General features: G+C 61.9%; 17 protein-coding genes. 15 read left to right on the top strand and 2 right to left on the bottom strand.

The window, feature by feature from the left end:
* Positions 1-36 precede the first annotated feature (36 nt).
* From AXF13_RS05675 to gdhA, 12 genes are all read left to right on the top strand, one after another.
* Positions 37-1,482, top strand: coding sequence for an aryl-sulfate sulfotransferase (locus tag AXF13_RS05675; protein ID WP_062251991.1), 1,446 nt, complete (start codon positions 37-39; stop codon positions 1,480-1,482).
* Positions 1,483-1,536: 54 nt separating this feature from the next.
* Complete coding sequence (locus AXF13_RS05670) at positions 1,537-2,361, top strand: glutathione S-transferase family protein (protein WP_062251990.1); 825 nt, start codon at positions 1,537-1,539, stop codon at positions 2,359-2,361.
* A gap of 43 nt (positions 2,362-2,404) precedes the next feature.
* Positions 2,405-3,775 carry a dihydrolipoyl dehydrogenase family protein gene (locus tag AXF13_RS05665; protein WP_062251989.1) on the top strand — a complete coding sequence of 457 codons (1,371 nt, stop codon included), beginning with the start codon at positions 2,405-2,407 and terminating at the stop codon, positions 3,773-3,775.
* Positions 3,776-3,801: 26 nt separating this feature from the next.
* Positions 3,802-4,185, top strand: a complete 384-nt coding sequence (gene gcvH, locus AXF13_RS05660; protein WP_062251988.1) for a glycine cleavage system protein GcvH — start codon at positions 3,802-3,804, stop codon at positions 4,183-4,185.
* Between the two features lie 300 nt (positions 4,186-4,485).
* A complete protein-coding gene (locus AXF13_RS05655; protein WP_062251987.1) occupies positions 4,486-5,202 on the top strand; it encodes a FadR/GntR family transcriptional regulator in 717 nt (238 codons plus the stop codon).
* A 149-nt stretch (positions 5,203-5,351) separates the two neighbouring features.
* Positions 5,352-5,837 (top strand): tripartite tricarboxylate transporter TctB family protein, encoded by a 486-nt coding sequence (locus AXF13_RS05650; RefSeq protein ID WP_062251986.1) that lies wholly within the window; start codon positions 5,352-5,354, stop codon positions 5,835-5,837.
* 97 nt (positions 5,838-5,934) lie between these two features.
* Positions 5,935-7,431 (top strand): tripartite tricarboxylate transporter permease, encoded by a 1,497-nt coding sequence (locus tag AXF13_RS05645; RefSeq protein ID WP_062251985.1) that lies wholly within the window; start codon positions 5,935-5,937, stop codon positions 7,429-7,431.
* Between the two features lie 21 nt (positions 7,432-7,452).
* Positions 7,453-8,688 (top strand): M20/M25/M40 family metallo-hydrolase, encoded by a 1,236-nt coding sequence (locus AXF13_RS05640; protein ID WP_062251984.1) that lies wholly within the window; start codon positions 7,453-7,455, stop codon positions 8,686-8,688.
* 165 nt (positions 8,689-8,853) lie between these two features.
* The gene (locus AXF13_RS05635; RefSeq protein ID WP_008684295.1) at positions 8,854-9,831 is read left to right on the top strand and encodes a tripartite tricarboxylate transporter substrate binding protein; all 978 of its coding nucleotides are present in this window, start codon (positions 8,854-8,856) and stop codon (positions 9,829-9,831) included.
* A gap of 78 nt (positions 9,832-9,909) precedes the next feature.
* Entirely contained in the window at positions 9,910-10,983 is a 1,074-nt protein-coding gene (locus AXF13_RS05630; protein ID WP_062251983.1) for an ABC transporter substrate-binding protein, read from the top strand.
* Positions 10,984-11,129: 146 nt separating this feature from the next.
* Positions 11,130-12,380 (top strand): M20 family metallopeptidase, encoded by a 1,251-nt coding sequence (locus AXF13_RS05625; protein ID WP_062251982.1) that lies wholly within the window; start codon positions 11,130-11,132, stop codon positions 12,378-12,380.
* A gap of 95 nt (positions 12,381-12,475) precedes the next feature.
* Positions 12,476-13,828: an NADP-specific glutamate dehydrogenase gene (gene gdhA / locus AXF13_RS05620; RefSeq protein ID WP_062251981.1), complete on the top strand. Its 1,353-nt coding sequence runs from the start codon at positions 12,476-12,478 to the stop codon at positions 13,826-13,828.
* Between the two features lie 217 nt (positions 13,829-14,045).
* Here gdhA and AXF13_RS05615 read toward each other — a convergent pair whose 3' ends face one another.
* Positions 14,046-14,555, bottom strand: a complete 510-nt coding sequence (locus AXF13_RS05615) for a nitroreductase family protein (protein ID WP_062251980.1) — start codon at positions 14,553-14,555, stop codon at positions 14,046-14,048.
* 141 nt (positions 14,556-14,696) lie between these two features.
* Between AXF13_RS05615 and AXF13_RS05610 the strand changes: the two genes are divergently transcribed.
* Entirely contained in the window at positions 14,697-16,709 is a 2,013-nt protein-coding gene (locus AXF13_RS05610; protein ID WP_062251979.1) for a monovalent cation:proton antiporter family protein, read from the top strand.
* Positions 16,710-16,759: 50 nt separating this feature from the next.
* On the opposite strand, the gene AXF13_RS05605 is transcribed toward AXF13_RS05610, so the two are convergent.
* Entirely contained in the window at positions 16,760-18,463 is a 1,704-nt protein-coding gene (locus AXF13_RS05605; protein ID WP_062251978.1) for a hypothetical protein, read from the bottom strand.
* 208 nt (positions 18,464-18,671) lie between these two features.
* Here AXF13_RS05605 and AXF13_RS05600 point away from each other — a divergent pair, with 208 nt between their 5' ends.
* Both AXF13_RS05600 and AXF13_RS05595 read left to right on the top strand, forming a co-directional pair.
* The gene (locus tag AXF13_RS05600) at positions 18,672-19,103 is read left to right on the top strand and encodes a CoA-binding protein (RefSeq protein WP_062251977.1); all 432 of its coding nucleotides are present in this window, start codon (positions 18,672-18,674) and stop codon (positions 19,101-19,103) included.
* A gap of 12 nt (positions 19,104-19,115) precedes the next feature.
* Entirely contained in the window at positions 19,116-19,568 is a 453-nt protein-coding gene (locus tag AXF13_RS05595; RefSeq protein WP_008684309.1) for a YkgJ family cysteine cluster protein, read from the top strand.
* The last annotated feature ends 2 nt before the right edge of the window (positions 19,569-19,570 follow it).

Below are 19,570 nucleotides of genomic sequence, written 5' to 3'. Positions count from 1 at the left end.
GTTACAGCTCATTCAACGCAAAAGGAGAGCACAGCTATGGGCCACCCGACCATCTATCCCACCGGCGTTACCGTGTACAATCCCGACAAATGCTGGAACGGCTTCACCATCTTTCAGGCCCACGAAGTGGGCGCGGTGCTCATGGATATGAACGGCCGTGAAGTCAAAGTCTGGCAGGGCGTCAACGGCATGCCCAACAAGCTCCTGCCCGGCGGCCAGATTCTGACCACGCGCGGCCTGCGCAACGGCAAATACGGCGTGCAGGACTATCTGGATCTGGTGCAGGTGGACTGGGACGGCAGTATCGTCTGGAAATTCGACCGCAATGAATTTATCGAAGACCCCGGCACTCCGGGCCGCTGGATGGCCCGCTACCACCATGACCACCAGCGCGAGGGCAATCCCGTGGGCTATTACGCGCCGGGCATGGAACCCAAGACAGATTCGGGCAACACCCTGATCCTGGCCCATCGCAACGCCCGCAACAAGGACATCACGGACAAGCTGCTGCTGGACGACGTGATTCTGGAAGTGGACTGGGAGGGCGACATCGTCTGGGAATGGTCCTGCAACGAGCACTTCCATGAAATGGGTTTCCGCGAAGGCCCCAAGAACACTCTTTGCCGTAATCCCAATTATCGCCCCACCCAGCCCGAAGGCATGGGCGACTGGATGCACACCAACTCCATGTCCGCGCTGGGCCCCAACAAATGGCATGACGCGGGCGACGAGCGCTTCCATCCCGACAACATCATCGCCGACGGCCGCGAAGCCAATATTATCTTCATCATCAGCAAAAAGACCGGCAAGATCGTCTGGAAGTTGGGGCCGGACTATGACGCCAGCCCCGAAGCCAGAGCCGTCGGCTGGATCATCGGCCAGCACCACGCGCACATGATCCCGCGCGGCCTGCCCGGCGAGGGCAATATCCTGGTCTTCGACAACGGCGGCTGGGGCGGCTATGATGTGCCCAATCCCGGCTCGCCCACGGGCGTCAAGGCCGCTCTGCGCGACCATTCCCGCGTCCTGGAAATCGACCCCGTGAGCCTGAAGATCGTCTGGCAGTACACCCCGTGCGAGGCCGGATTCCTGGCGCCCATGGACAGCAACCGTTTCTACAGTCCTTTTATCAGCAGCGCCCAGCGCCTGCCCAACGGCAATACCCTGATTACCGAGGGTTCGGACGGCCGTGTCTTTGAAGTCACCCGGGAGCATGAGCTGGTCTGGGAATATATCTCGCCCTACTGGGGCAAGCTGATCCCCATGAACATGGTGTACCGCGCCTACCGCGCGCCCTACGAATGGGCCCCGCAAGCGGGCAGGCCGGAGGAAAAAGCCATCGAACGCATTGATGTGAATACCTTCCGCATGCCCGGCGCGGCGGCTTTCGGCGACCGGGTTTCGGTGGTGGAGGTGGAAGGCTGCGCGCCTTTCGAGCCGGACAACGCCCTGTGCGTGGCCTCGGTGGAAGATCCTGAATAACCGCTTGTTACGGACCGGCCGCCCGGCAACGGGCGGCCCCGACAGGAGAAAAACATGAGCATCACCCTGTATACCGCGCCTGACTGCATTCGCTGCAAAATCGTCAAAGCCTTTCTGGCCGAGCGTGGCCTGCCTTACGACACTGTGGACTTCAAGGCGGATGCGCCGGTCTTCAACACCTTTTACCGCACCAACCGCAAGGCCATTTACCGCAATCCCGAAGGCGTGGAATTTCCCCTTTTCGACGACGGTACAGCCATCAAGCAGGGCAGCGGCGAAATCATCGCCTATCTGCTTTCCGGGCATGAGATGGAAGCCTGCGTGACCCGCAGCGACATGCTCCACGGCAACATTTCCGGACTCTACCTCTCGCAATGCCCGGACGGTCAGGAGGACAATTTCGTGACTTTGGCGGACCGCCTCGCCAAGGGCGGCCTGCACGTCTGGGTTCAGAGCGATGGGCGCAAGCCCGAACTGCTGGAACGTCTGCTGCAAATCAAGCCGGTGAGCGTGATTCTGAACTGCGTGGGCCCCGCGCCGGTATATGAAAATCTGTTCGGTGCGGCCCCGAGCAAGGAAGAGCTGGCCAAAAGCATTGACCTGGTCCGCAAAACAGAAGACGGTGTCATCCGCTTCCTGGCGTATCCCGTGCCCCGCGCCGACGGCTCCGTATCCTGGCCCACGCGCGACGAGGCGGCGGGCGCGGCCCTGCTGGTTTCCGAAGCGGCGGGCGACCATACCCTGCCCTATGCCGTCGCCGCCGTCACGGCGGACATGCCTCAGGGCCTGCGCGGCCTGGAAGCTCTGCCCGACGCCATGCTGCTCAAATACCGCTCCGCCGCGCGGGAATTCCTGTTCAAGGCGGACATTGCCAAGTAACGCGGCACCGGCGCTAACCCATTTCTACGCAGGGAGCATTCCTATGGACAAATTTGACGTCATCATCATCGGCGGCGGCCCCGGCGGCGCGAAAACCGCTAAAATCCTCGCTGCCGCGGGCAAATCCGTGGCCCTGGTGGAAGACGCCCACTGGGGCGGCGTCTGCCTCAACTGCGGCTGCATTCCCACCAAGATGCTGTTAGGCGCTGTGGCCCCTAAAGGGCTGCTGCGCGGCCTGGAGCGCCAGCGTGTAGCCAAGGGAACCGTCGAAGTGGATTACGCGGCTCTGCAGAAAAGAGTGCAGCGTTATACCAAGGCCTCCAGCCAGACTTTGGCCAAAGGGCTGGCTGACGCGGGCGTGACCCTGTTCAACGGGCGCGGGGTCTGCGCCGGAGAGCACGAGGTGCGGGTCGTGGCCGCCGACGGCGGCGAGCAGGCGCTTTCCGCACAGTACATTGTCCTGGCGGGCGGTTCCCGTTCCGCGTCCTTCCCCGGCCTGACTCCGGATCATGACGCGGTGCTCGACAGCACGGACCTGCTCAATGTCCCGGCTGTGCCCGAAAGCCTGATCATCGTGGGCGCTGGGGCCATCGGCCTGGAAATGGCCGACTTTTTCAGCGCCATGGGCAGCGCCGTCACCGTGGTGGAGGCGGCTCCGCAACTGGCCCCCATCGAGGATACGGACATCGCTCAGGAACTCCAGAAGCTGCTGGGCAAGGCCGGGCGCACCTGCCTGGCGGGCATCAAGGCCTCTTCCCTGCTGACCAGGGACGGCCAGGCCGTGCTGACGCTGGAGGACGACCGGGAGCTGACCGCGGCCAAGGCCCTGGTGGCCGTGGGCCGCAAGCCCAATACCGACGGGCTGGAAGCTGAAAAGGCGGGCTGCGCCCTGAACCGGCGCGGCTACGTTGCGGTGGACGACTACTTGAAGGCCGCGCCCACGGTCTTCGCCATCGGCGACATCAACGGCAAAACCCTGCTGGCCCATGCCGCCGAGCATCAGGGCGTCTACGTTGCCCGGCAGATTCTGGGCGAGGAAAGCGGAGCCTATGATTCCGGCCCGGTGCCCTCCTGCATCTACGGCAGCCTGGAAGTCATGCGCGTGGGCAAAACCGCCCGGCAGGCTCTGTCCGAGGGGGGCGAAGTGGCTGTTTCGCGCGCCATGCTTACGGGCAATGCCATCGCCCAGGCCGGAGGCGACGCTTCCGGTTTTGTGAAGGTGGTCTGGCAGGACGGCCGCATGGTCGGCATCGCGGCCTTGGGGCACGGCGTGTCTCATCTGGTCACGGCGGCCCAGCTTCTGCTGCTGGGGCAATACAGCAGCGACAGACTGCACAGCTTCATGTTCGCCCACCCCACCCTGGACGAAATACTCTCCGTGGCCGTCCAGGCCCCGCGTGAGCCCGCGGCCTGAACTGCGGACAATTCAGGAGAAGACACATGAGCCTTTCCTATCCCGATGACCGCCGGTACCATCCGGAACACCTCTGGGCCCAGTCCCGGAGCGACGGCAGCGTACTGGTGGGCATTTCCGACTATGCCCAGGACCAGCTGGGCGCGGTGATTTTTGTGGAACTGCCGGAAACAGGCGCGCATTTCACCCAAGGGCAGTCCTGCGCCTCCATTGAATCGGCCAAGGTGACTTCAGACGCCGTTATGCCGCTTTCCGGCACGGTGCTCGAAATCAACGAAGCCCTGGCCGACACGCCGGAGCTGCTGAACCAGAGCCCCTACGGCGAGGGCTGGCTGGTGCGCGTCAAAGCCGACGATCCCGCCGAGCCGGGCCTGATCAGCGCGGCGGCCTACGCCGCTCAAATGGTCTGACCCCTTTCTCATGCTCATTGCGGCGTCCCCAGTGGGCCGGGCAATTCCGCTCCGGCCTGCCGGGGACGCTTTTTTTGTGCGCAAACAATATTTCTGATTCAACCATTCTCCAACCTTTCTGAAACATTCTTTTATTAAATGGCCACATATTTTGCAGCATGGTTTCCAAAAATATATTTAACCAATTGAAATAAAAAATTATTATTTTTTATCTTATAGACAAAATTGGTTTAAAAAGGTTGACACAAAAAGCACAAGCAGCCATAATCAAATCAACCATACCCAACCAAGAGCAATATCATGCCCGTAACCGCCATCCACAGAGAGGGCGCAAGCCCGCGCCGCAGCTACCAGCGGCTTTCGGAACGCCTGCGGCAGTTTATGGCCGAAGGCCGTTTCCAGAGCGGCGACAGGCTGCCGCCGGAACGCGCATTGGCGGAGAGCTTCGGTGTTTCCCGCAGCAGCATCCGCAAGGCCATTCAGATGCTGGCCGGAAAAGGCCTTCTGGAAAGCCGCCAGGGCGATGGAACCTATGTACGCGCGCCCGACATGGAACCCCTCAAAAATGCCATCCTGGAAGCCGTGGATTCGGAAAACCTGGTGTTCGACGAAGTCATGGAATTCCGCAGAATCCTTGAACCCGCCATTGCAGAACTGGCCGCCTTGCGCCACAGCCCCGAACAGCTCGACCAATTGAAGATCATCACCTGCGACCAGCAGCGCCGCCTGTTGACCGGCCAGGAAGACGGCGACCTTGACGCCCGTTTTCACCATTGCCTGGCCCTGTGCGCGGGCAACAGCCTGCTTGCCGGAACCATGGCCCAGCTGAACAGTCACTACGCCGCCGGACGCACGGCGGAGTTGCGCGACACGCAATGGCGCCAGTTTTCGGTTTCCTCGCATCTGCGGATCATCGACGCTCTGGAGCGCCGCTCGCCCGCCGATTCCCGCAAGGCCATTGAGGAACACCTGGATACCGTGCTTCAGAAACATCCTTTTGTGATTGCGAGAGACTAGCCATGTCATTGCTTATGCGGCGGCATACACGCGAACAGAGGACCGGCCACGGCCGGTGCGGTCCACCGTAGGCGGGAAGCGCAGACGCGTTCCCACCGCGCAGTCCCTTTCCCAAGGTATTCCGCAGCGAAACCAGAGAGAGGAAAAGCATGAAAAGCCCAACAGACGTTGTCAGCGGCCTTATTCTGCTCGGATTGTGCGCCGTGGGCGCATACAGCGTCAGCCTGCTGCCGCCGGCCGGGAGCACGGAAAACGTGGGGCCCGCCGGCGTGCCCAGGGCGGTTCTCGTCATTCTTGCCGTTCTGAGCTGTGTTCTGCTCATCAAGGGCCTGCGGCAAAAGCCCCTCAAACGCTACTGGCCCGAACCCCATGTCTTCAAAAAAGTCCTTCTCTTTCTCGGCCTTTTCTACCTGTATCTGATCACGCTGACCGGACTCGGCGATCTTTTCGCCGCCATGGAGAATCCGCCTTTTACCTCGGGCGGAGCCTTCGGCGTCAGCACATTTCTCTTTCTTCTGTTCACACTGCCTCTGCTCGGCAGGCGCAAGCCGCTGGAAATTGTTCTGGTCGCGGTATTGACCACGTCCGCCCTGCTCACGGCCTTCGGCTGGTTTTTCCAGGTCATGTTGCCATGAGGCCCCGGCCGCGGCACAACCGGCATCCGTTCTCAGAGCATTTCAACTTTGAAATTGGACACAATTTCAAAGCAAATCTGCTCCAGGGGAGAAAGACATGTTTGCGAACATCCTTGACGGCATTATGAGCGCCCTCAGTCTGAGCGCCCTGCTGGCCAACCTCATGGGCGTGGCCCTGGGGATCATCTTCGGCGCCCTGCCCGGCCTCACGGCGGCCATGGGCGTGGCCCTTCTCATCCCGCTGACCTTCGGCATGGCTCCGGTGGACGCCTTTTCAGCCCTGCTCGGCATGTATTGCGGGGCCATTTACGGCGGCTGCATCACGGCCATTCTGGTGGGCACGCCGGGCACAGTTTCCGCAGCGGCCACCATGCTGGAAGGTCCGGCCCTGACCGCGCGCGGCGAATCCCGCAAAGCCCTGGACATGGCCACCATAGCCTCCTTCATCGGCGGCATTTTCAGCGCGCTGGCCCTGGTCTCCGTAGCGCCGCTGCTGGCCCGCGCGGCCATGTCCTTCAGCGCGCCGGAGTATTTCGCCGTGGCGGTCTTCGGTCTGACCATCGTGGCCTCGCTCTCTTCCGGCCACCTGATCAAAGGCCTGATCTCCGCCTGCGTGGGCCTGTTTCTCGCCACCATCGGCCTGGACCCGGTCACCGGCGACATGCGCAATACCTTCGATATTCCGGATCTCTTCAACGGCCTGTCACTGGTGCCGGTGCTGGTGGGCCTGTTCGCCATGTCCCAGGTGCTGGTGACCGTGGAGGACGTTGTCCGGGGCGTATCGCTCAAGGAAAGCAAGATATCCAGGCGCGGCCTTTCCTTAAAAGAGCTTACCGGCAATGCCGTGAACTTTCTGCGCTCCTCGGCCATCGGCACGGTCATCGGGATCATTCCGGCCACCGGCGTGAGCGCGGCCACCTTTTTCGCCTACTCCGAGGCCAAGCGCCACTCCAAGACGCCGGAAATGTACGGCAAGGGCTGCCTGGAGGGCATCGCCGCCACGGAATCCTCCAACAACGCCGTCTGCGGCGGCGCGCTGATCCCCCTTCTGACCCTGGGCGTGCCCGGCGACATCATCACCGCCATTATGCTGGGCGCGTTGATGATCCAGGGCCTGACGCCCGGCCCGCTGCTTTTTGTAGAGCATCCGGTCACGGTGTACGGCATTTTCTCGGCCTTCATCATCGCCAATGTGCTGATGCTGGTCTGCGGGCTTATTGCCGTGCGCGGGGCCAACAAGATCACGGCCATTCCCGGCGGTGTGCTCATGCCCATCGTGGTCACGCTCTGCGCGGTGGGCGGCTATGCAGTGAACAATTCCACCTTTGACCTGCTGGTGGTGGCGGTATTCGGCACAGTGGGCTATCTGATGACCAAGTGCGACTTCCCCCTGCCGCCGCTGCTGCTGGCCATGATCCTGGAACCCATCGCCGAAGCCAACTTCCGACGGGCATTAAGCATCTCCCAGAACGACTACGCCATCTTTTACACCAGCCCCGTGGCCTGCATTGTCCTGGGGCTCAGCCTGTTCGTACTGGTCAAGTCCGTATACGACGACATCCGCGCTTCCCGGAAGAACCCACGCCAATCCTGACCAACAGCCAAGGAGCCGCACATGGAACTCGCGCAATGGAAAGAAAAGCTGGATGCCTGGTTCAATGACAAGGAACCCGAGATGTTCGCCCTTCTGGAACGCATCGTGAACATGGATTCTTTTTCCCACGACGGCGGCGATGTGAACAAACTGGGCGAGACGCTCGCCGCCTGGATGGCCGGAGCGGGCTTTCAGACGGCCATGCTGCCCAAAAGGCCCTCGCCGCCCGATGAGGCCTGGATGGACGCTCTGGGCAACGTGTTCTGCGCCCGCAGCCATGCCGAGGAAGCCGGACCGGGCGTGGCCTTCATCGGGCACATGGACACGGTCTTTCCGGCCGGGACGGCGGCGGCCCGCCCCTTCCGCCTGGACCGAGCCGCCGACAGAGCCACCGGCCCCGGCATTCTGGACATGAAGGCCGGGCTTGTGATCAACATGTTCGTAGCCAGGGCCCTGAAAGAACTGGACCTGATGCCCGTGCCCATGACCCTGACCTTTTCGCCCGACGAGGAACTGGGTTCGCCCTCCACCACGCCTCTGCTCGGCCAAGTGCTTAACGGCGCGCACGCGGTGCTCTGCACGGAGCCGGGCTATCCCGGCGGCGGGGTTTCCGTGGAACGCAAGGGCTCCGGCCACTTCCTGCTTGAAATTCAGGGCAAGTCCGCCCATGCCGGGCGCAATTACGAGGAAGGCGCTTCCGCCGTTCTTGAGCTGGCCCACAAAATCCTGGCTTTCAACGAACATCTGGATCTCGCCGACGGCACCACGGTGAACACCGGCCTGATCAGCGGCGGCATCTCCGCCAACTCCGTGGCCCCCAATGCCCGGGCGCGCATCCATTGCACCTTCCGCACGCTGGAGGCCGGTCGCAAACTTGTGGAGGATATCCGGGCCGATGTGGCGAAAACCTGGATTCCCGGCACTGTTTCCAGTGCCAGCGGCGGCATGCGGCTATATCCGCTGACGCCCACTCCCAAGGTCCAGGCCCTGTGGCAACTGGTACGGCAGGCCGGAGAGGTTCTGGAGTATCCGGTACGCTGCATCCGCTCCAAAGGAGCGGCGGAATCGGGCTACTGCTCAAGCATTCTGGACCTGCCGGTCGTCTGCAGCCTGGGACCGGAGGGCACAGGCCTGCATGCCGACGACGAGTACATCACTCCCTCGACCTTCCTGCCGCGCGCCAAACTGGTGGCCCTGGCCGCCCTGCAGGCGGCGCGCGTTTTTGACGCATCCCCTCCGAGAGCAATTTCGAAATGAAATTGCTCTCGTCGTACACAGTGCGGTGCGCCGCAACGCGGCGTGGATTCAGCCGATAACCGCGCTTATCGGCTGAATGAAGCGTTGAAACACGGAGTGTTTCAAAAGCAAAATACTCTAAAGTACAACTTTGATACTCACTAGCCCGCAACGAAGGAGACCATTATGATTACGCTGATGCGCCTTTTCCGCGCCGCGCTGACGACCTGCGCCCTCTTGCTGCCGCTTTCGCCGGGCATGGCCCGGGCCGCGTATCCCGACAGACCCGTCAACATCATCATCCCCTTCGGGCCGGGCGGCGCGGTGGACATTGCCGCCCGCATCCTGGCCGAATACTTTCAGACCAAACACAACATCACGCTGAATATTCTCTGCAAAGCCGGGGGCGCGGGCGCTCCGGCCATGCTGGAAGTGGCCAAGGCCCGGCCCGACGGCTACACTTACGGCTTCCCGTCCGTGACGACATTTTCAACCACGCCCCAGGTCAAGGCCACGGGCTACAACATCAAGGATTTCCGCACGGTAGCGCAAGTCTCCGTCATGTGGCTGAGTCTGGCCGTCAACGCCGATTCGCCGATCAAGGATTTCAAGGGGCTCATTGAAGCGGCCAAGGCCAATCCCGGTAAATACAATTATGCAAGCCACGGCGCGCTTTCCACCCAGCGCCTGTTCATGACCCTGCTGCTGAAGCAGTTCCCGGACGTGACCCTGCCTCATGTGGCCTATACAAGCGGCCACGACGTCTCCACCGCCCTGCTGGGACGCCATGTCACCAGCGGCTTCGGCGTGACCATCAACCAGAAGCCCTATGTGCTCTCCGGCGATTTCAGAATGATCGGCGTCTCCAGCCCCGAGCGCCTGCCGGAATTCCCCGACGTTCCCACCTTTGCCGAACAGCTCGGCAATAAGGAATTGACGCTGGGCTCGGCCCATGGTCTGTTGGCCCCCAGGCGCGTGCCCGACGACCGCGTGGAGACCATGCAGAATCTGATCAAGGAGGCGCTGGCCGACCCCGGCGTGCAGGCCAAGTTCGCCAAGGCCGGCCTGAGCACCGACTACCTCTCGGCCAAGGAATTCCAGCAGGTGCTGGACAAGAGCTGGCAAACCATCGGCACGATCATGAAGGAAAACAAGTTTAACTGAGACGGTGCGCTCCCGCGCCCGGATCGCAGGCATGGGGAAGCGCCGGACAAACGTCCGGCGCTCCGGAGGAACGAGAGCATGAAAATAACAACTGGTGTGGTGATCTTCTGTCTGGCGGTTCTGACCCTCTTCTGCGGAAGCCGCGCCGCGCTGGCGGCCGCGGCTCCGGTGCCCATGAAAACGGCCTGGCTGGGGGAAAATGAGGCCTTTGCCGTCTGGTACGCCAAGAAGCACGGTTGGGACAGGGAAGTCGGCCTGGATGTTTCCATGCTGCGCTTCGGCTCGGGCAAGGCCATTGTCGAGGGCATCCTGGCCTATGACTGGGCCGTGGCCGGATGCGGCGCCGTGCCCGCCCTCACGGCCGCGCTCAATGACCGCCTGGACATCATCGCCGTGGCCAACGACGAATCCCTGGCCAATGCCCTGTATGTGCGGGCCGACAGTCCCATACTCAAGGTCAAGGGCGCCAATCCCGCCTTTCCGGAGATCTACGGCGACCGCGCCAGCGTGGCCAAAAAGCTGATCCTCTGCCCCAAGGCGACCTCCGCGCACTACCTGATGACGGCCTGGCTCAAGGCTCTGGGTCTGAGCGAAAAAGACGTGCGCGTCAGATATATGGACCCGACCCCTGCCTTGGGCGCGTTTTCCGGCGGTCTGGGCGACGCTGTGGCGCTCTGGGCGCCCCTGACCTATGAAGCGGAACAAAAAGGCTTCAAAGCCGCGGCGCTTTCCAATCACTGCGGCGTATCCCAACCCGTATTGCTGGTCGCCAACCGCGCCTATGCCGACAAATACCCGCAGCGGATCGAAGCCTTCCTCAAAATGTACTTCCGCGCCGTGGACATGCTGCGCGCCACGCCGCCGGAAAACCTGGCGGCGGACTACAGCCGCTTTTTCAAGGAATGGACGGGCCTGGAGCTGACTCCCGAACAGGCCGTGCAGGATCTCAAGGCCCATCCCGTCTTCACGCTCAACGAGCAGCTTGCTCTTTTCAACGCCGCCCAAGGCAAAAGCAAACTCCAAACCTGGCTGGGCGATATCGCGGCCTTTTACGAAAGCATCGGGTCCGTGCGCGAAGCCGACCGGCCTCGCCTGGAACGCATGAACGCCGTGACCGACGTCTATCTCAAGGCCATCAGCCCCAAACCTTAACGCGTACCGTCACGAGAGCCTCTTGTCTCCGGCAGCGTCAGATTTCATCTGCTTTTGGAGAACTAAATCCATCTCGTGACGATACGTTCCGACGGCCGCGTACAAAGCCCACGATTGGCAAATTATCGCGGATAAGGAGCAGAGCCATGGAACCGGCACAGTGGAAAACCGCGCTGGACACGATCCTTCAGGACCAGGAAGCGTCCATGCTCGCCCTGCTGGAGGAACTGGTGGGCATTGATTCCCCCACGGCCCACGCGGACGGGGTCAACCGTATGGGCGAGAGGCTCACGGCCTGGCTCGGAGAAGCGGGCTTTCAGGTTCGCCGCCTGCCCAAGCCGCCCGTTCCCGAGGACGAAGCCTGGCAGAAGGACCTGGGCGACGTCTTCACGGCAAGAACGCATGCGCCCGAGGCCGGTCCGGGTATTGCCTTTATCGGGCATATGGACACGGTGTTTCCCGTGGGCACGGCCGCGGCCCGCCCCTTTCGCCTGGACAGGGCGGCGGACAGAGCCACCGGACCGGGAGTGGCGGACATGAAGGCCGGGCTTGTGGCCATGCTCTTCGCGGCGCGGGCGCTCAAACAGAGCGGCCTGCTGCCCTGCCCCCTGACCCTGATGTTTTCACCCGATGAGGAGCTGGGTTCGCCCACGGCCTCCAAAGCCCTGGCCGCGCAGCTTCCCGGCGCTATGGCCGTGATCTGCGCCGAACCGGGCGGCGAAGGCGGCAAGGTGACCCTTTCGCGCAAAGGGTCGGGACATATGCATCTGAAAATCCAGGGCAAGGCCGCGCATGCCGGGCGTAATTACGAGGAAGGCGCTTCCGCCGTCATTGAACTGGCGCACAAGATTCTGGGCATCAACGCCTTTCTGGATCTGCCGCGCGGCCTGACGGTCAACACCGGCCTGGTCAGCGGCGGCATTTCGGCCAATTCCGTGGCTCCCTGGGCCGAGGCCCGCATTCACCTGACCTATCGTACATTGGAGGACGGTCGACGCGTGGTGGCCGGAATCCGCGAACTGGTTGAAAAACCCGTGGTACCCGGCACCACGGCTCATATCAGCGGCGGCCTGCGCCTGTATCCCCTGGAGCGCAGCCCGCAGGGCGACGCCTTTTTCGAACTGGTGCGGGAGGCCGGGGAAACTCTGGGCATGCGCCTTTCCGGTCAGCACTATGAAAGCGCCGCCGAGTCCGGCTTCTGTGCCGGTGCCCTGGGCATCCCCACCATCTGCTGCATGGGGCCCGAAGGAGAAAACATCCATACCGCGCAGGAATATATGCTGCCTTCCACACTTCTGCCGCGCTGCAAGCTCATGGCCTTGAGCGCGCTTCAGGCCGCGCGGGCCTTCGGGAAGCAGCCCCGGCCCTCCATGCTTCCGCCCGGGGCAGATGCCTGAAAAACCTTGCCAGCCGCCGGGAACTTGGATAAAAAAAGCCGTTAAAGCCTCATTTATTTCCCGGCGCAATCCGGTCCAGCCACAAGGAGAGCAAGATGTCGTACGTGCAGCGAGTGATGGACAGTCTGAAAGAAAAATACGCTTATGAGCCTGTGTTTCTGCAGGCTGTTCAGGAAGTGCTGCAAAGTCTGCAGCCGGTGCTGGACAAGAATAAAAAGTACGAGCAGTACAAGATTCTTGAGCGCATGGTGGAGCCCGAGCGCATCATCGCCTTCCGCGTGGAATGGGTGGACGACAAGGGCGAGGTTCAGGTCAACCGGGGTTTCCGCGTGCAGTACAACTCCGCCATCGGCCCCTACAAGGGCGGCCTGCGCCTGCATCCCAGCGTGAATCTGGGCATCCTCAAGTTTCTGGGTTTCGAACAGGTCTTCAAGAACTCCCTTACCGGTCTGGCCATCGGCGGCGGCAAGGGCGGCGCGGATTTCGACCCCAAGGGCAAGTCCGAAATGGAAGTCATGCGCTTCTGCCAGGCCTTCATGAACGAACTGTACCGCCACATCGGCGCCACCATTGACGTGCCCGCCGGGGATATCGGCGTGGGCGGCCGCGAAGTGGGCTTCCTCTTCGGCCAGTACAAGCGCCTGACCAAGAGCTATGAAGGCGTGCTCACCGGCAAAAATCTGCTCTTCGGCGGTTCCCTGGCGCGTACTGAAGCCACGGGCTACGGCGCGGTCTATTTTGCCCAGAGCATGCTGGAAGACCGCAAGGAAAGCCTGCAGGGCAAAACCTGCGTGGTTTCCGGCGCGGGCAACGTGGCTACCTACTGCTGCGAAAAACTGCAGCAGGTGGGCGCCAAACCCGTCACCGTATCCGATTCGCGCGGCATGATTCACGATCCGGACGGCATCAGGCTGGATGTGCTGAAGCAGGTCAAGGAAGTGGAACGCGCTTCCCTGAGCCGTTATGCCGAACTGGTGCCCTCGGCCAAATACACTTCGGTGAGCGATTACCCCCAGGGCCGTAACGCCGTGTGGTCCGTTCCCTGCTTTGCAGCCTTCCCCTGCGCCACGCAGAACGAACTCAACCTGGCCGACGCCGAGGTTCTGCTGGCCAATGGTTGCAAGTGCGTGGCCGAAGGGGCCAACATGCCCTCCACGCTGGACGCCGTGCACGCCTTCCTCAAGGCGGGCATCGCCTATGGCCCGGCCAAGGCCGCCAATGCCGGCGGCGTGGCCACCAGCCAGCTGGAAATGGCTCAGAACGCCAGCATGCAGAGCTGGGACTTTGAAACCGTGGACGGCAAGTTGAAGCAGATCATGACCAATATCTACAAAAACGCCGCCGCCACGGCCGCTGAATTCGGCCAGCCCGGCAACCTTGTGATGGGCGCCAATATCGCCGGTTTCCGCAAGGTGGCCGACGCCATGCTGGCCCAGGGCATCTGCTAGAGCGTTTTGATATTGAAAATATCTCAACGCGCTGTGCGGATTTTCCGTGGAAATCCGCACAGCGAAATTATCGCAAGGCGAATTTACTTCGCCGTTGAGCGATAATTTCAAGCGCAAACGGCTCTAGTCAGATGACGCTTCAAGTTCCCTCCCCAACGCCAAAAGCCGCCCGCTTTCCGCCGGGCGGCTTTTTTGTCGCTATACTCCGGTCGCCTGCCTACCAGCGGTCGTTATGGATCCTGTCCGCGCGGAAGCGGTCCGCTTCAGAAAAAGGCTGGGCGGGATGGCCCAGAGCCACCAGGCTCAGAGGCATGACGTTGTCCGGCAGATTGAGTATTTCCCGTACCGGCAGTATGCGGTCCTCCACCGGGTGCAGGCCGCACCAGACAGAACCCAGATTTCTGGCGCGCGCGGCCAGCATGAGGTTTTGGGTGGCGGCGGAACAATCCTGTACCCAGAAACCGGGGGTTTTTTCTTCATTGAGATCCGCGCAGACCACGATCACCACCGGCGCGTCGGCGGCCATTTTGGCATAGGGATGCCGTCCCGCCAGGGCCGCGCGCACATCGGGATCACGCACCACCACAAAGTGCCAGGGCTGCCGGTTGCTGGCGCTGGGAGCCAGCATGGCCGCCTTGAGCAGGATGTTCAGGTCTTCATCGCTGACGTCTTCCTGAGTGTATTTGCGGATGCTGCGCCGGGTGAACAGGGCTTCAAAAATATCCATCTCCATGTCTCCTCGTAAAAAGAAAGCACTGCGACAAGTATGCCCCAAGGGCCTGAAAAGTAAAAGCGCCTCACGATGCCGCAGGCCGCGCATCTTGCGCGGGGTGGCCGCCAATGCTATTTTGCATGGCTCGGAGGCCGCATGGAAGTCCCCTTTCTTTACGAAATAGTCATCATCTTTCTGCTCTCTATCGTTGTCACCATTGTCTGTAACCGCCTCAAACTGCCCGCCACGGTGGGCTTTCTGCTTACCGGCGTGCTTTGCGGCCCGTCCTTGCTGGGTATCGTCAGCAACCGCGAGGCCATTGATCAGGTGGCGGATATCGGCGTCGCCATGCTTTTGTTCACCATCGGCATGGAACTTTCGGGCGATGCCCTGAACAGGCTCAAACGCCCCGTCTTTCTGGGCGGCAGCCTGCAGATCGGCCTGACCGTGCTGGCCGTCATGGGCCTTGCTCTTCTGGAAGGCGTCACCTATCAGAAAGGCATTTTCTGGGGCTGCCTGGTGGCCCTCTCCTCTTCGGCCATCGTGCTGCGGATCCTGCAGGAACGCGGTACCACCAATACGCCCACAGGCCGTCTTTCTCTGGCTATCCTGGTATTCCAGGACATCATGGTGGCCCCCATGCTGCTCTCTGTGCCGCTGCTGGCGGGCACACTGGAGCTTTCGCTGGAAAACGCGTTTTTTTCCGTCCTCTGGGTGGTCCTGGCACTGGGCGGCGTGCTGCTTTTCGCCCATTTCGGGCTCGATCGTCTGATGGAAGCCGTCATGCGCACGCGCACCCGTGAAATCCTGCTGCTGACCACGCTGGGCCTGTGCATGGGCATGGCCCTGCTGACCAGCGCCCTCGGTCTTTCCCTTTCCCTGGGGGCCTTTCTGGCCGGTTTACTGCTGGCCCGCTCTCAGTACAGCATGAGCGTCATCTCCGGCATCCTGCCCTATCGCGACGTGTTCATGAGCCTTTTTTTCATTTCCGTGGGCATGATGCTCAATGTGGACTTTTTCGCGCATCATTTCTTTGATATCATCTTGAGCACCTGTCTGTTCGTCCTTATCAAAGCCTTGCTGGCCCTGCCCGCGGTGCTGATCCAGGGCTATCCCCTGCGCGCGGCCATCATCACCGCCCTGTCGCTGGCCCAGGTGGGCGAATTCTCCTTTGTGCTGGCCGCTTCCGGCCTTGCAGCAGGCCTTTTCGACATGACCGCCTACCAGAACTTTCTGGCCGTAAGCGTGTTGACCATGATGCTTACCCCCGGCCTGATCGCCATAGCTCCGCGCCTGGCCGACCTGCTCACGGGCTGGCGCAATAAAAAACAACTGGAGAACGAGGAAAATACCGGCGAAGAGAGTTCGCTGGAAGACCATCTGATCATCGTGGGCTTCGGCATCAGCGGCAAGCATCTGGCCCATGTGGCGCACGAATCGGGCATTGCCTACACCATTCTGGAAATGAATCCCGAAACCGTGCACCGCTATCACGACAAGGAGCCCATCACCCACGGCGACGCCACCCAGCCGGTGGTGCTGGAACACCTGGGCGTGGAAAAGGCGCGGGTGCTGGCGATCATCATTTCCGACCCGGCGGCGGTGCGGGCCATTACCATCGAGGCGCGCAGGCTCAATCCCAATCTGTACATCGTGGCTCGCACCCGTTTTGTGACCGAAGTGGCCCCGTTGCGCCGCCTGGGAGCCAACGACGTGATCGCCGAGGAATTTGAAACCTCCATTGAGGTCTTCAGCCGCGTGCTTACCCAGTATCTGATACCCCGGCAGGATATCGACGCCTTTGCCGCGCGCATCCGCCAGATGAACTACCGGATGATCCGGCGCATGAGCAATGCGGTGGACCCCCTGGATGAGGTGGTCAGCCGTCTGCCGGACATGGGCGTGCAGGCCATGCGGCTGGGGGCGGATTCGCCTCTGTGCGGCCAGCCTCTGGCCCAGAGCGGCCTGCGGCCCCGCTACGGCGTAACTGTGGTGGCGATCCACCGCCAGGGCGAAATCGAGGCTTCGCCGGGACCGCAAACCCGCTTTGAGGCCGACGATATCGTTTATCTTTTCGGCAAGACCGACAAGCTGTATGCCGTCAAGCCCCTGTTCTCCGGCCCGCTGAAGGAAAGCGGCGTTCCGGCCAGGAGCGCCGCTGCCAGCTAGGAACTGTTTCTCTTCGAAAGTTAACCTGCTCTGACTTATCCTTGCTTCAGCTATGGTTTCGACGGTGCTGGGTTTTTTGCTCCGGCGCTCTGTTCCCGCGCCAGGGGAGGCTGGAAAACCACGAAGTGGGGCGTTTCTTCCACCACCCGCCACTCATGGCGCACCCTCTGCGGTACGGAGTACCCGGCGCGGTCATAGGCGTCGGCCTTGCGCGTGTCCAGCTGATCCCGTTCCATGAAAACCGTGAGCTTCTTGTCCAGCAGTTCCTGATACAGGGCATCCACCTCGGCGTTGATTTCCCAGTCGATGAGCCAGTCGGAGCCATAGACCGGCCTATCGTTGTTGAGGTAGTAGGCAAAGGAAAAGCCGGGCATGGTTTTGTAGTTCGGCCCGTACTTGGCCCGCAGAGCCTTGAGTTCCGCCAGTCTGGCGTACATGTCCGCGTCCACCCTGACGCCGCCGGCCTTGGGGTAGATCTGCCCGGCGTCCAGGTTCAGCGCGGCGCGGGGCATGGGCCGCACCGGAAAGACATAGGGGTATTGATACCCGACCCCAAAGATCAGCAGACCGGTCAGCAGGCTGGCCCAGGCCAGAACGCGCACATTGCCGCCCAGACGGGCGTGCACCAGAAAAAAAGAAAAAAGCAGGGGCACGGCGAAAAAAGCCGGGATCTTGTAGCCGCCGCTGATGGCGACAGACCAGGCCGCCAGCAGGGCCGCGCCCAGGCCCACGCTGGCCCGCCAGCGCGGATGCGGCGACGCGACGTCGCGCAGCCAGGGCGTCAGGAAGACCTGGGGAAAGAGCACGCACAGGCCCCCCAGTAAGACGAACAGGGTGGGCCAGGACAGGCCATAGCCGATCCAGGTCTGCGTGCGCAGCACTTCCCGGATATACCAGAGCGCCAGCAGCAAAAGATAGATGTAGGCCGGTTGCGGGGCGGCGGGCAAAGGCTTTTTGAGCAACCTGGCCGCCAGCCAGGGCAGAACGGCCAATCCTGGCAGCCACCAGCTCTGGCGCAGATAAATGAAAATGCCCGCGTCCAGGGCTTCGCGGATATCCAGTTGGCCCGTGGTCATGCGCGAAAACGCGCCCAGGGCCCCGGCATGATACAGCAGACCATAGGCCAGAGCCACGAGGCCCAGCCAGGCGGCCAGACAGTATACGGCTTCCCGCCGCCGGGGCCGAATCAGCCAGATCAGCAGGACCACCGCCGGGGGCACCAGCAAAAAGGACTGCTTGCAAAGCATGGCGCAGCCCGCCAGCAGTCCGGCGGCCGCGGGCCAGCCGCTCACGGCGGCCCAGAGGGCCCCTCCGGCGAAAAGGATGCCGTCCACCGTATGCCAGGGCATATGCGGAAAACTGTGCACGCCCCAGACGAAGCCGCAGGTAGCCAGCAGAGGCAAGGGCAGACCCAAGGCCTCCAGGCGGAAGAGCCTGTTCAGAAAAAGTGCCGCGAACCAGGAAGCCGCCAGCATGCCCGCCACGAAACCGGCCTTGCCCGCCAGCACGTTGACGTTCTCCGGCGTGAGCCACATCCAGAAAGCATGCCAGTACAAAGGCAGAGCGGGCTTGATGTAATAAAAATCCCGATAGGGCACCTGCCCTTCCAGAATGCGCCAGGCATAACCGTAAAAATAGCCGAAATCCGTGGTATCCATGCCGTAGGGCGTGTAGAACAGCAGATAGGCCAGAGGCGTCAGCACGGCGGCGGCCCAGGCCCAGCCGCGCGCTTGTTTCCCAGTCGATTGCGCCATTGTTATGTTTTCCTCTTTCCGAAGTTCCATGCCGCGCGGCGTACCACAGGCCCGCTTCTCTGGCAAGACGCCAATCGTCCCGGCGCGACGGCATGTCCGCTTGCGCATTTTGCCGGAGCCAGCTAAAGTGATAAATTACAAACATGGAACATGCCGTCGGGATTGCCGGACGGCTGCCTTCAGCGTCACACCTTCGGCGGATTTTGCCATGCCTGACGACATATGGTTGCGCGCCTTGTTACGCAACGCCAAAGATATTGCCATATTGGGGGCCAAAGATAAGCCCGGCCAGCCGGTGGACGGCGTGGGCCGCTATCTGCTGAGACAGGGTTACAAGATATGGCCGGTGCATCCCGCGCGCGCCACGGTCTGGGGGCTTGCGGCCTACCAGGACTTGGCCGCCTTGCCCAAGCCCGTGGATATTATTGACGTTTTCCGCGCGCCGCAGCATTGCCCGGAGCACGCGCGCCAAGTGCTGGCCCTGCCTTGGCGGCCCAAAGTTTTCTGGATGCAGTCAGGCATTGTCTCGCCCGAAGCGCGGGAACTGCTTGAGGCGGCGGGCGTGGCCGTGGTGGAAAACGCCTGCCTGATGGTGGAACACGCCCGCCTGCTTGGCAGCGCGGCGGAACAGCAAGCATAAGGTTGGTTGTTCATGGCTTCCGAGAGCACGGAAACTGTGTTTCAATGCCGCATGTGCGGCCACTGCTGTGAAGGCCGCGGCGGCATTGTGGTCAGCCCCGCCGACCTCACGCGTCTTGCCGCATTTCTGCATCTCGCGCCGGAAGAGGCCGTTAAACGCTACGGCGAACACTCGGGTGGAAAACTCAAAATCCGCACGGGCGACGACGGCCGCTGTATCTTTTTCCGGGACGGCCAGGGTTGCGGCGTGCATGAAGGCAAGCCTGCCATCTGTCGGGCCTGGCCTTTTTTCCGGGGCAATATCGAAGATCCGGCCAGTCTGGCCCTGGCCAAGGACTTCTGCCCCGGCATCGCGCCCGAAGTGCGTCATGCCGAATTCGCCCGCCGGGGCCTCGCCTATTTGCGCGAAGAAGGCCTGCTGGCCCATGACCCTTCCTGTGAAGCCAACGCGCTGATCCTTAAGTAACT

The organism is Desulfovibrio fairfieldensis (assembly GCF_001553605.1).
GTDB lineage: Bacteria > Desulfobacterota > Desulfovibrionia > Desulfovibrionales > Desulfovibrionaceae > Desulfovibrio > Desulfovibrio fairfieldensis.
Note: the sequence above shows the minus strand (reverse complement) of the source record. Positions and strands in the feature narration are given on the sequence as shown.

Bases quoted from the DNA above. Each gene is read 5' to 3' on its own strand.
- AXF13_RS05615 (WP_062251980.1), bottom strand. From the start codon at position 14,555: ATGGATATTTTTGAAGCCCTGTTCACCCGGCGCAGCATCCGCAAATAC.
- gdhA (WP_062251981.1), top strand. From the start codon at position 12,476: ATGTCGTACGTGCAGCGAGTGATGGACAGTCTGAAAGAAAAATACGCT.
- AXF13_RS05645 (WP_062251985.1), top strand. From the start codon at position 5,935: ATGTTTGCGAACATCCTTGACGGCATTATGAGCGCCCTCAGTCTGAGC.
- AXF13_RS05595 (WP_008684309.1), top strand. From the start codon at position 19,116: ATGGCTTCCGAGAGCACGGAAACTGTGTTTCAATGCCGCATGTGCGGC.
- AXF13_RS05600 (WP_062251977.1), top strand. From the start codon at position 18,672: ATGCCTGACGACATATGGTTGCGCGCCTTGTTACGCAACGCCAAAGAT.
- AXF13_RS05655 (WP_062251987.1), top strand. From the start codon at position 4,486: ATGCCCGTAACCGCCATCCACAGAGAGGGCGCAAGCCCGCGCCGCAGC.
- AXF13_RS05630 (WP_062251983.1), top strand. From the start codon at position 9,910: ATGAAAATAACAACTGGTGTGGTGATCTTCTGTCTGGCGGTTCTGACC.
- AXF13_RS05650 (WP_062251986.1), top strand. From the start codon at position 5,352: ATGAAAAGCCCAACAGACGTTGTCAGCGGCCTTATTCTGCTCGGATTG.
- gcvH (WP_062251988.1), top strand. From the start codon at position 3,802: ATGAGCCTTTCCTATCCCGATGACCGCCGGTACCATCCGGAACACCTC.
- AXF13_RS05635 (WP_008684295.1), top strand. From the start codon at position 8,854: ATGATTACGCTGATGCGCCTTTTCCGCGCCGCGCTGACGACCTGCGCC.
- AXF13_RS05665 (WP_062251989.1), top strand. From the start codon at position 2,405: ATGGACAAATTTGACGTCATCATCATCGGCGGCGGCCCCGGCGGCGCG.
- AXF13_RS05670 (WP_062251990.1), top strand. From the start codon at position 1,537: ATGAGCATCACCCTGTATACCGCGCCTGACTGCATTCGCTGCAAAATC.
- AXF13_RS05675 (WP_062251991.1), top strand. From the start codon at position 37: ATGGGCCACCCGACCATCTATCCCACCGGCGTTACCGTGTACAATCCC.
- AXF13_RS05610 (WP_062251979.1), top strand. From the start codon at position 14,697: ATGGAAGTCCCCTTTCTTTACGAAATAGTCATCATCTTTCTGCTCTCT.
- AXF13_RS05605 (WP_062251978.1), bottom strand. From the start codon at position 18,463: ATGGCGCAATCGACTGGGAAACAAGCGCGCGGCTGGGCCTGGGCCGCC.
- AXF13_RS05640 (WP_062251984.1), top strand. From the start codon at position 7,453: ATGGAACTCGCGCAATGGAAAGAAAAGCTGGATGCCTGGTTCAATGAC.
- AXF13_RS05625 (WP_062251982.1), top strand. From the start codon at position 11,130: ATGGAACCGGCACAGTGGAAAACCGCGCTGGACACGATCCTTCAGGAC.